Annotated in this window: 14 protein-coding genes; 3 read left to right on the forward strand and 11 right to left on the reverse strand. The window is 68.4% G+C overall.

Annotated features, from left to right (window positions below; translation table 11 throughout):
* Window positions 1-13: 13 nt before the first annotated feature.
* The 11 genes from ABC271_RS17535 to ABC271_RS17585 form a co-directional block, all read right to left on the reverse strand.
* Window positions 14-355: a hypothetical protein gene (locus tag ABC271_RS17535; RefSeq protein WP_230005431.1), complete on the reverse strand. Its 342-nt coding sequence runs from the start codon at window positions 353-355 to the stop codon at window positions 14-16.
* A gap of 370 nt (window positions 356-725) precedes the next feature.
* Window positions 726-1,058 carry a hypothetical protein gene (locus ABC271_RS17540; RefSeq protein WP_230005432.1) on the reverse strand — a complete coding sequence of 111 codons (333 nt, stop codon included), beginning with the start codon at window positions 1,056-1,058 and terminating at the stop codon, window positions 726-728.
* Window positions 1,059-1,102: 44 nt separating this feature from the next.
* The gene (locus tag ABC271_RS17545) at window positions 1,103-1,414 is read right to left on the reverse strand and encodes a hypothetical protein (protein WP_230005433.1); all 312 of its coding nucleotides are present in this window, start codon (window positions 1,412-1,414) and stop codon (window positions 1,103-1,105) included.
* Window positions 1,415-1,432: 18 nt separating this feature from the next.
* Window positions 1,433-2,059, reverse strand: a complete 627-nt coding sequence (locus ABC271_RS17550) for a DUF6349 family protein (RefSeq protein WP_230005434.1) — start codon at window positions 2,057-2,059, stop codon at window positions 1,433-1,435.
* 45 nt (window positions 2,060-2,104) lie between these two features.
* Window positions 2,105-2,992: an ArdC-like ssDNA-binding domain-containing protein gene (locus tag ABC271_RS17555; protein WP_230005435.1), complete on the reverse strand. Its 888-nt coding sequence runs from the start codon at window positions 2,990-2,992 to the stop codon at window positions 2,105-2,107.
* 358 nt (window positions 2,993-3,350) lie between these two features.
* A complete protein-coding gene (locus ABC271_RS17560; RefSeq protein WP_412926197.1) occupies window positions 3,351-5,312 on the reverse strand; it encodes a hypothetical protein in 1,962 nt (653 codons plus the stop codon).
* 249 nt (window positions 5,313-5,561) lie between these two features.
* Window positions 5,562-5,735 (reverse strand): hypothetical protein, encoded by a 174-nt coding sequence (locus tag ABC271_RS17565; RefSeq protein ID WP_412926198.1) that lies wholly within the window; start codon window positions 5,733-5,735, stop codon window positions 5,562-5,564.
* Between the two features lie 127 nt (window positions 5,736-5,862).
* Complete coding sequence (locus ABC271_RS17570) at window positions 5,863-6,774, reverse strand: FHA domain-containing protein (RefSeq protein ID WP_412926199.1); 912 nt, start codon at window positions 6,772-6,774, stop codon at window positions 5,863-5,865.
* 82 nt (window positions 6,775-6,856) lie between these two features.
* A complete protein-coding gene (locus ABC271_RS17575) occupies window positions 6,857-7,942 on the reverse strand; it encodes a M23 family metallopeptidase (RefSeq protein ID WP_412926200.1) in 1,086 nt (361 codons plus the stop codon).
* Between the two features lies 1 nt (window position 7,943).
* On the reverse strand, window positions 7,944-8,498 hold the full coding sequence (locus ABC271_RS17580) for a hypothetical protein (RefSeq protein ID WP_412926201.1): 555 nt from the start codon (window positions 8,496-8,498) through the stop codon (window positions 7,944-7,946).
* 1 nt (window position 8,499) lies between these two features.
* Window positions 8,500-8,757, reverse strand: coding sequence for a helix-turn-helix domain-containing protein (locus ABC271_RS17585; protein ID WP_412926202.1), 258 nt, complete (start codon window positions 8,755-8,757; stop codon window positions 8,500-8,502).
* A gap of 261 nt (window positions 8,758-9,018) precedes the next feature.
* Between ABC271_RS17585 and ABC271_RS17590 the strand changes: the two genes are divergently transcribed.
* From ABC271_RS17590 to ABC271_RS17600, 3 genes are read left to right on the forward strand one after another with little or no spacing between them, the layout of a single operon-like run.
* Entirely contained in the window at window positions 9,019-9,516 is a 498-nt protein-coding gene (locus ABC271_RS17590; protein WP_412926203.1) for a DUF6668 family protein, read from the forward strand.
* 12 nt (window positions 9,517-9,528) lie between these two features.
* Window positions 9,529-9,831, forward strand: a complete 303-nt coding sequence (locus tag ABC271_RS17595) for a hypothetical protein (protein WP_412926204.1) — start codon at window positions 9,529-9,531, stop codon at window positions 9,829-9,831.
* 13 nt (window positions 9,832-9,844) lie between these two features.
* A complete protein-coding gene (locus tag ABC271_RS17600; protein ID WP_412926205.1) occupies window positions 9,845-10,594 on the forward strand; it encodes a DUF8175 domain-containg protein in 750 nt (249 codons plus the stop codon).
* The last annotated feature ends 2 nt before the right edge of the window (window positions 10,595-10,596 follow it).

A 10,596-nucleotide genomic window follows, 5' to 3' on the forward strand; every position in this document is an offset into this window, starting at 1 on the left:
TTGGGGGTTATGGTCAGTGGGTGCGGGGCCGGTAGTCGACGCCCCATGTCAAGATCACCTCGGGGAAGGCGTCGGGGGTCTTGGCGCGCAGCTCGGGGTTCCGGCGGCTGCGCCACGGCTCGCGGTCGCCCTCGGTGGGGATGCCGAAGTAGGCGCGAATCTCGCGGATGCGCTCGACCCACACCGCCGAGTCGCGCACGACGGGGGACAGGCCCGAGTGACGATCCCCGATGAGTGATTCCTGACCGGGGAAGGTCGAGACGCGGAGGTTTCCGCGGCCCAGGTCCTCGATGACGACGCCGGGGCGCTCGTCCAGCGTGATCGCGTCCCCGCGGCTGTAGGTGCTGGTGCTCATGGGTTCTCTCCTTCTCGTTGTTCTGCCGTGAAGGCACGAATGTGCCGCGGAGGGAGAGCGGGTGGAGCGCAACCCGGAGGGCGGTGGGGGAGAGAGTTTCGGCGCGATGTGAGGGAGCGCAGCGACCGCGTGCCGAAAGTCTCAGAGGAGCCGGCCCCCGCGTCAGCGGGGGCTTGCGTGGAGCCCGATCGACCGGATGCTGCCGAAGGCTTCACGGCAAAACAACGGGCCGTCAGGCCCTTACAGTCGGTCGGCTCCGTCCGACCGTCCGTTAGCCGGCGGCGGCTCCGTCCGCTGCCGGCCGCCGTGGTGGTGCCTAGCCTCGGGATGCCGGGGACGGGGGAGCGGCCCCCGTGGGGGCCGCTCGTGCTCATTCGCATATGTCCAGCTCGTAGGGGAAGGCGTGGAGGCTGTAGGCGCTGCTCTCGCCGTCAAAGCCTGCGGCGGGGTCGTAGATCACGGGCCATTCGTCGAACGTCACGCGGGTCATGGAACCGGGCGCGACCCGGCCGAAGATGTACGGCACGGGCTGGCTGTCGTCGTCGGGTGCGGTCCATCCGCGGTACTCGTCGATGCCCTGGACGTCCTGCCAGGCTTCCGCGATCTGCAACGCGGTGTCGTCGTCTACGACGGGCGCGCCCTTGCTGGTCGTGCCGATGGGCTCGACGTCGAGGGCCGATCCGTCCGGGAAGGTCAGTCGCATGATGTGTTCTCCTGTCGCTAATGGCGTCAATGGGGGGAATAGGTTTATTGGCGGTGTTCGGGGTACTCGGCCGCGATCCGGGCGGCGACGTTGCACACGTCGTCGGGGGTCACCTCGTCGAGGAGGATCGTTCGCATTCCGGTGTCGAGGTCGATCCACCACACGGGGCGCACGGTGTCGGCGTCGATCCCGGCGCGGTGGGCGGGGAGGCCGCTCGACTCGTCGAGCGGCCCGAAATACACCTGAGGGGTCCAGCTCTCCGCGCCCATGTCGGTATAGACGAACGTCGGGAACGGGAGGAGCTGCGCGAGGTCTTCCAGCAGCTCGGCCACGGCGGCGGGGGTGAGGGCGTCCACGGGGGTTCTCCTTCGGTGTCAGTGGTCGACGGCGAGGTCGTACCCGCCGAACGGGGAGCGGGCTTCGACGTGTCGGCCCCCATAGGGGCCGCGCACGGTACGAACGGGGGAGCCGGGGCGCTGCCACTCGGCGGGGTAGTTCTTCGCGCACCACTTCGCGGCGGCGGCGCGGGCCTTCTTCTCATCGGTGGGGTCGCTGGTGAGCTGCGGCATGACGGGCAGGGATCGCCACCCCGGCATGGCGTGGTCGTGCCATGCCTCGATCCCGGCGTTTTCGTCGTCGGTGATGACGTGCCAGGCGCAACCGGGGCAGATCACGAGATACCCGCCGCCCTTGGGGAGCGGGGCGGCGCTGTGGTCGTGGTCGGCCTGCCGACAGCTCGTGTCGGCGTGGAAGGTGTGCAGCTCGTGGCCGTCGTCGGTGACGGCGCGCGCGCCCGCGTTCCATTCGTTGCGGTTCCACATGTGCGAGCGGGGGACGCATCCGAAGTGACCGAACTCGGCGCGGTAGCGGTCGAACGCTGCATCCAGCTCGGCGGGGCTGTAGTAGCTCGTCGTGTAGGTCAGCGGCGCGCCGTCCCACGCGGTCGCGGCCACGGCCTCGCGCTCGAACTCGGCCAGGTCGAACAGGATATCCGCGCTCATGGTGTCCTCCTCGGAGCTTGTGGAGCTAATAGGGGTATTGACGGCTTAGGCGGCGACGGCTGCGGCCTCGGGCTGCTCGGTGAGCGCGTCGGCCAGGGAGTGAGCTGCGCGTCGGACGTTGGCGGCGGTGGCCTTGATCGTCTCGGCGTCGCACTTGCTCCACCCGGCGACGTAGCCGACGCTGTAGCCGCTGGTGTCGAGTCCGAGAATCCCGGCGACGACGTAGGCGACGCTCTCGGCTTCGGTCTCCTTGATGCCGCGGTGCTCGACGTACTCGGCGTGATCTTCCTCGGCGTGCAGCAGGACGTGAGCGGCCTCGTGAAGGGCGGTCTTCGCGGCCTGGGCGGGGGAGAGGTCGGAGTCCAGCACGACGCGGCGCGTCTCGGGGTCGGTGTATCCCTGCGCGCCGCCCGCGATGCTCTCGCGCTCGACCGTCCAGCCCTGCCCGGTGAGGTAGTCCGTTACGGCGTCGAGAATCCCGGCGGTGTCCTCGCCGGTGAGGGGGCGGGCAATCTCGGCGGGGTCGCCCGCCTCGGGGTCGATGAGGTCGGTTTGCCCCATGTCGAACACGGACACCGGGAAGAACATCGTGCGGCGCTGCTCCTCCTCCTGGCCGGTGGTGGGGTTCTCGACCGTCTCGCGCACGTCGCGACCGCCGTAGATGCGGATGCCGCGTTCGCCCTTGCGCACCTGGCGGTTGAGCTTCTGCCACGTCCGGTAACCGGCGACGTGGGACGCCTCGGGGCACTGACCGAAGATCAACAACAGGTTGTTGATGCTGTAGCGGTGGAATGCCTTGGTGAAGTCCAGGAACCGCGCCCACGCCTCGGACTCGCGCAGCGCCTCGACCTGATCCGCGATCTTGGCTTGCAGCTCGTCGGCCTCGGCGCGACGCTGCTCGGGGGTCTTGGTGCTCTTGACGGTGCGTGCCATGTTCGGAACCTTTCGCCGCTATTAGGGATAATTCCCTGCTCATCCCCTCCACGTTTTTTGCCGTGAAGGCGGTTTTCCGCCTTAGCAACCGGAGGGTGCAGTGCAACCCGAAGGGCGGGGGAGGAGAGCGTTTCGGCGCGAAATGAGGGAGCGCAGCGACCGCGTGCCGAAAGTCTCGGGGGAGCCGGTGGCGTAGCCACTTGAACGGAGCCCGGAGGTAGCTACGACCGCAGCGCAGCGGAGGGAGCCGCCGAAGGCTTCACGGCAAAAACCGGGGCCGAAGGCTCTTGCTGGCCGGCGTAGCCGGCTCCGTCAGCGAGCCGGCGGCTCGCAAGCGACGGGCACCGTCGCCCCGCCGTCAGGCGATGCGGACCGCTCCCAGCAGTCGGGCCAGCATCCGGTCGGTGTCGTCGAGCTCCACGGGCTCGACGGTGGCCGCGGGCTCGACGAAATTACTCGAGCGGAGATCTCCGTCGACGCGCTCAGGGGCGCTTTGTCGCGCGGCGGTGCCGGCGCGCTCGTGCTCGACGATGCGGCGGGCTTCCGCGAAGTCGAGTCGGCCGTCACCGCGGCGCGGGTGCGGGCCGTAAGAGTGCGTGCCGTCCTCGGGGACGAGGGAGAGGTGCCCGCGCGCCGGTCGACGGCTCGCGTCCGGTCGACGGGGTGCGTGCATCCACGTCTCCTCGGCCTTCCACCACGCCCACACCTCGCGCTCGACGCGGTAGCGAGCTGCGCGGGCGTCGAGACGTCCCGCGATCGCGAAGCGCTCGGCCGCGGCGTCGACGGTGCTGCGCGAGCTGCGCACCCATCCGGCCGACGTCGGCTCGACGATGCCGGCGTACGCGAGGCGATCGAGGAGACGGGCTGTGCGAACGAGGCCGGCGCCGATGGTGCGGGCGAGGTCGTCAAGGGTGGCGGGGGAGTGGTCAGTGCGTGCGTAGATGTTCCCGGCGAGGTGTCCCAGCGCGGGGCGGGTTGAGGTGAACAAGTCGTGCGCGACATCTGTCATGCGGGCGGTGATCGTTGCGAGGAGCTGGGTTCTCTCAGCGGCCCCGGCCCCTGGGGGGCGCGGGTCCGCTTGTGACCGGGCGTGATCTGAGGTGCTGTGGAGAACGTTCCTCGGGTCAATCGTCCACTGAGCCCCGCGCGGCCCCTCGGCCGCGGCGGCGTGGGCGATCCACCCGTCCTCGGCCAGGCGCAGCAACGCCGTACGAGCCGTCTCACGCCCGACGCCGGCAAGGAGGGCCAGGCGGCGGGTGTCGGCCTCCACGGTGCCTCTGAGGGCATGCAGGGCGATGACGCACAGGACGTCGAGGATGCGGCGATCGGCGGGGCCACCGCCGCGGGTCCAGCGGCCGGCGGCGGTGTCGGCGCGCTCCTGGACGTCGCGCACGTGCGCGGCGATCCGGTCGGCGCGACGATCGAACGTGGGATCGTCCCCGATCTGGCGTGAGCTGGTGGCGACGTAGCGCACGGCCTTGTCCCACTGGCGGGCGAGGATCGCGGCCTGTTCACGCCGCGGCCGCGGCGTGCGGCCGCGGGGACTCGTGCGCGTGCGGACGTGCTCTAGGCCCTCCGCGTCGTCGACGAGGGCGGCGACGTCGGCGTGGTGCCAGCGTGCGGAGGCGGCTCCGATCAGGACGCGCCAGAGCTGCGCGGAGGCGTCAGCCCCGGCGGGCAGCTCGCGCAGCGCTGCGGCGCTGACTGCGGGCAGCTCGCGACGTCGACCGGGCAGGTACAGCCGGCGGTGCTGATCGACCGGCAGCGGGCCACTGGGCCGCTCCTGCTCGGGGTCGGCGGGCTCGGCATCGTCGACGACGAGCGCAGCGAGACGGGTGACGAGGCCGCGGATTGCCGCTGCGGGCGTCTGGGGGGCCGTCAGGACGTCCAGCGCGCCCGTGAGGGGTGTCGACACGCCTCCGTCACGGTGCGGCGCTCCTGGGGGCCGTACACAGCCGGTGACGGGGTTCGACAGCGGCGAGAGGTCAAGGCTCGGGCACAGGTGCTTCACGAGGCGATTGAGCGTGGCCACGGTGGCCGCGTCGACCGACTCAGCCAGGCCGACCCACACATGCCGACCGCCGGCAGGACCGGACTCGCACACGAGGTAGGGGATACCGGCGTCGACCAGGTGGCCGGTGAGCACGTCGAGGTCGCGCAGCGGCGCGGCAGCGTCGCCGTGAGCGTCGAGGTCGAACGCGAGGAACCGGAACCGCTGATCGGTGCCGGAGAGATACATCGCCCACGGCCGCTCAGGTGCGCGATCGCGCAGCTCCCGGTCTAGGTAGCGATTCAAAACAACGCCGTAAGCGTCGGCCATGGCGACCCGAATTCGTGGGCGCGGGCTGATGGCGAGAGTCAAGGCCCAAAAATCTGCGCGCGAATACTGCGCAGCGCTAGCGCTGGGGGTTATGATGGCACCACCTTTCGGGCTTGCCCGGTGGGTACTACAAAGCCCCGGTTGCCTACCGGACTTTGTTGGAACTGCTTGATCTCTCGGTCGCCAAACTCAATAGATCAGGCACTCAGCTTCGGCCCCCCGTCTCGCAGAGGCGGGGGGCTCGCTCGTTTATGCGGCTTTCGTCGACGCCTCCTCGGGAAGGTCGAGCATGGGAGCGGCGGGCGGCTCGGGAAGATCCCAGCCCTCGGGAACGCCGTTGGGGCCAGGCTTCGCAGCCTTCATTGCCGCCTCGACGATCGCCCACGTCGGAACATCGAACCGATCGGCGTAGTCGAGAATCATCGCTTTCACCTCAGGGTCAAGGCGAAAGTGCACACCTTCAACGGGAGCTCCCCGCCGTCGTCGCACGCGCGCTGTCATGGGTCGAACGTATTCGCTATCGCTAGCTAGTTAGTCCCGACACGCCGCATCATGCGAGCGTGACTACACACTCGACGTCACCCAGCAGCAGCTTGGCGCCGATAGGGACGACGGTGGGCTCTCCGGGGGTGAGCCAGCGGGGCGGTGTGGTCAGCAGCTCGACGCCGTTGGGGGCGTTGAGATCGGTGACGATGACGCGCCCGTCCTGGTCGATCTCGATCGCCGCGTGCGTGCGGGAGAGCTGTCGACCGGGACTGACAACTGTGAGGGCGTGCTGACCGTCCTTGGCGATCGGCTCACGGCCTACGACGACGCTGCCAGGGGCCGTGACGCTGGGCTGCGTGGTGAATGCGAGGTGCAAGACGGGAGTGACCGTGCGGCGTACCCGCTTTGCCTCCTCGTCGTCGTCCAGCGCGGGAGCGGTCCTCATCGCCCGGGCCGGCGTGGGTGACCCCTCGGCGAGGTGAACCACCTCGTCGACGTCGGCTGGCAGCTCTGTGGGGGCGTCGACGGGGATTGGCGGTGCGTCGATGGGCTCGCCCTGGGGGACGACTTCGACCCGCAACGGCTCCTCGATGTGGCACTGGATGCACGTCGTCGATGTGACGGGCTGCAGCCGCCGGCAATGCCGGCAGCGGCCCTCGTCGACGCTGAGGCCGTCTGCGGCCGGGATGATGCCTTCGGCGTCGATGAGCTGCACGTACCCCTCGGGGCGCACGGCGAGCTGATAGCCCGCTGCAGCCTCGGTGACGTCTAGGCGCACGGGTCGACGAAGCTGCACGGCGTAGGACACGGCGCGGGCGATGAGACCGGTTCTAAGCGCGGCGACGGACTCGGCCGCGCACGCGCGGCCGGCGCCGTTGACGGTCAAGGTGCCGGTATTGTCACCGTGCAGCTCTGCGACCAGGCGGGGCCAGGTCGGTACGCGGGTGAGCCCGGGGACGGGCTGTGTGGCTTTCATATGCTCTGCGCCACCGATGCGCCCGCAGCGAGCCATGCCCGCTGAGGTGCTACGTCGGTGCTAGTCATCGTCGTCTCCTCGTTCACTGTCCGAGCTGGATGCCGACCGCGGCCATGTAGGGCACGGGGTCGATATTCTCGCCGTTCACCATCACTTCGAAGTGGAGGTGGCAGGCGGTTGATCCGCCACTGCTGCCGACGCGCGCGATCTGCTGGCCGGCCTTCACCTTGTCTCCGACGTTGACGAGCATCCCGGAGTCGTACATGTGCAGGTAGCGGGTGGTGACACTGCCACCGTGGTCGATCGCAATCACACCGTTTCCGCCGCCGTCAAAGCCGCGGAAGGTCACGGTGCCGTCCTGTGCGGCCCAGATCGGACCGTCGCATCCGCCGCCGGCCAGGTCTGTGCCGGCGTGCAGTCGCACGTCGCCCGTGATCGGGTGGACGCGGAGGCCGTAGGGGCTAGTGGTGGGGCCAGCGCCCGGAGAGGCCCAGCCCTGCGGGTTGACGCCACCGGGCACCAACGGGTCGCACTTGCCGCCGCTGGCGCTACCGTCACGGGGGTTGAGGCCGGTCTTGACTCCGGTTAGCCCCTCGACGATCTGCACGGCGCCGTCCCAGAACCGCGTGTAGTGGTACGGGTCGGCGTTGACCTGTGTGCGGTGCGCGACGATGGTCGGTTCCAGGGATTCCCGGTCGGGAACCTTCTGGATCATCGCCTGGAAGAACTTTGTCGACGAGATGTAGGGGTTCAGCCGCTCCTCGCGGGTACCCCATCCGTCCTGCTGCTGAAACAAGCCGATTGAGGTCGTGCGGGAGCCGTCCGGGTTGGTGACGCCGCCCGTCTCCCAGTCGCCATAGTCGATGTTCCGAAGGCTCGATTCGCCCATCGCCGTCATGACGCCGATGGTTTGATCGCGAACGTTCAGCCCCACGTCTTTGCCGGCCTGGATCACGTTTGCGGCGTTCACAAGCTGCTCGTGACCGTAGCCGGCTATCTCGGTCTGAGGGATCGAGTTCGGGTCGATCGAAACGCTCGATTTGGGGCCGGTTGCTCCCGCGGGTGTGCAGTCGTCGGTGCCGACGACGACAAACCCGAGCAGCATTCCGATGATGAGCAACGGCACCGCGGCGATCGCGTAGGCCCCGCCCCCCTTAGGGCCGGCCACGCTAGTTCACACGCTCGGGGACGATGAAGCGGCTTGCCAGCCACGGGCTGTCAGCATCCGCGCGGCTCAGAATCACGCCGTAGGTGCCGGCGTTGGTCAACACGTCGACGTAGGCGACGTAGGCGCTGGACTCGTCGGTGATCGCGCCGGGACCGGTGATGCTCGAGGCAACGATGCGCGAGGGATCCATGTAGGCGTAGTCGGCGATGGCCTTCTGATCGAGAAGAGGTTGCAGCTGCGCCCACCACGCGTCGAAGCCAAGATCGGGACGCGCGTACGCTCGCATCACGGCATCCGCCGCGGCGATCGCGCTCTGGCGCGACTCCTCATTCCAGACGGGAACGGGCCGCGGCCCGTGCGTTTCTCCCGAATCCTCGTCGATCGCACCGCGGGGCGCGGGTGAGAACGTGGATGAATCTGGGAAAACCGGTCCGCTCTCGCCCGCGCTGGCCGTTGCTGCGGATCCAGCAGCCGCGTCGCGGACGGGCTTCGTGCAGCCCGCCAACAGCACCACCGTCGCGGCGGTGACCATGAGAACGGCCGCGGTCTTCCTCATGTCACTCTCCTATAGCTGTATCCGGTGGGATCACGTCTCCCGGGCCGGTGTTGCGCCTCGTGTTGGCTCCTTTACGAAGCTCGGCTTTGAGCTCATCGACGATGACGAACCACGACGTGCCGAGCTTGTAGCCGGGAATGATTCCGTCTTTCAGCCACGTGTAGACGGTGCGTGTCGTGGTGTTGAGTCGCGCGGCTACTTCGGTCGGCCCGATTGTCGGAGGGTCATGTTCGAATAGCTGGTCGATCGCGTCTGGCACGGCGGCATCCCTTCTAGCCCCTCTGCACAGGGTACAGGCTCCACTGTTAAACAACATTAAAGGTTTCTAACGTAGCGTTCTTCGTAGTTCTTCATGTCGAACGTAGTCTTTTCCGGTAGGCACCTTCGCTAGTACCTAGGGGGCACCATGAGCGATCAAGCCAATCCGTGGCTGTCGCGACCAAGCACACCGCCGCCCGTCTCGGGCCCGCTCATTGCAGCGGTGCCATCGACCTTCGGGCCTGTAGCGCCACAGCGCGGAGTGCCCGCGCCCGATCGGGCCGATCAACTCCCGATCACCGATCAGCGCGCGACGCCCGCCGTGTGGTGGCTCGGCGCGCACGGCGGCTCGGGGGAGTCGACGCTGGCGGCGCTCGCGCCTGGATGGTCCGCTGCTGCCGGGCACGCCTGGCCGCGCAGCCTAAACGGCGAACCGACGCCCGTCGTTATCGTCGCCCGCTCGAACGCCTCGGGCCTCCGCGCCGCGCAGAACGCGCTTCGCCAATGGGGTGCAGGACTGACACCCTCCAACGTTCTCGGGCTCGTCGTCATGGCTGACGCACCTGGACGCATGCCTCGCGCTCTACGCGACCTGCTCACGGTCGTCGGCGGCGGTGGCCCTCGCACCTGGACAGTGCCGTGGGTAGATGCCTGGCGACTAGATGCCCCCACAGCTTTTCCTGTCCCGCGCGAAGTCCAGCGAGTCATCAACGAACTGAGCGCCCTCCCCGGAATCGGTGCCGCCGGCACCTTCAACTGAAAGGCAAGACCCATGTCCGCGATCGAAGTGCTTCACTCCGTGAACGAGACGGCCAACGTCCTGGCCGGCGTCATCCCGAACCCCCCGCCTCAGCAGCCTCCGGGGACCGAAGGTGTCACCACGATCCTGTCGTGGTTGAAGTGGATTGGATACGTCGTCGTCGGCGGCGCAATCATCGTCGGCGGAATCCTCATCGCCGTCAGCTTCCGCCGCGGCGAGGGCCACGACGCCCTCCCCAAGGTCATCTGGCCTATGGCCGGCGCGATCGTCATCGGTGGAGGTGCCGCCCTGATCGGCATCCTCGCCGGGGTCTGAGAAAGGAAACCTCATGGCTGACGACGACACGCAGCAAAACCCGTTCGCCCGCCCCGGCTTTGTCGTCGGGGCGGTCGTTGTGGCCGCACTCATTGTTGCCGGCGTCTTCCTCACGGTTCTTAATCTGAACCGCGGGAACGATGCAGCACCGCCGGCCCCCGATCCGTCGTCTAGCGCCACGTCCAGCGCCGCCCCGTCCCCGACTGCAAGTGGGGGCGCGGGCGGCGCTAGCGTCTGTGGCCTGGAAGGACAGGTGCTCTCGGGCACCCTCACGACGGCACCCGCCGCGACCTGGGCCTATCAGGACGTATTCGCCTACCCGGAATCGCCCACGTATGGACCCGCCGCGACCGCTCCTCAGGGTTACCGGTACTGCTACCAGCACAGCCCGGAGGGATCTGTGTTCGCCGCCGGAAACATGCTCATCGGTCTATTTGGGAGCCCTGACTCCCGGGCGGCGCTCCTCGAGTACGCACTGACGAACGGCTCGTATCGGGATCGTCTTCTGTCGGAGGTTGGTTCGTCCACCTCGGACGTCCGCACTTCGATCGCCGGCTTCCGTCTTCTCTCGTACGACGGCAGCTCTGCCCGGGTTGATATCGCCTTCCGCAGCACGACCCAAGGACAGACCGTCAACGGGTCAGCGGTCTTCGACCTCGTGTGGTGGCAAGGCGACTGGAAGATCAACGCCGACAATGCCGAGCCCTTCCGGCTCGCGCAGCTCCCGGACACCTCGGGGTACGTCAACTGGCGACAGGAGTAGCA

It is taken from the genome of Microbacterium canaveralium (assembly GCF_047238045.1).
Lineage (GTDB): Bacteria > Actinomycetota > Actinomycetes > Actinomycetales > Microbacteriaceae > Microbacterium.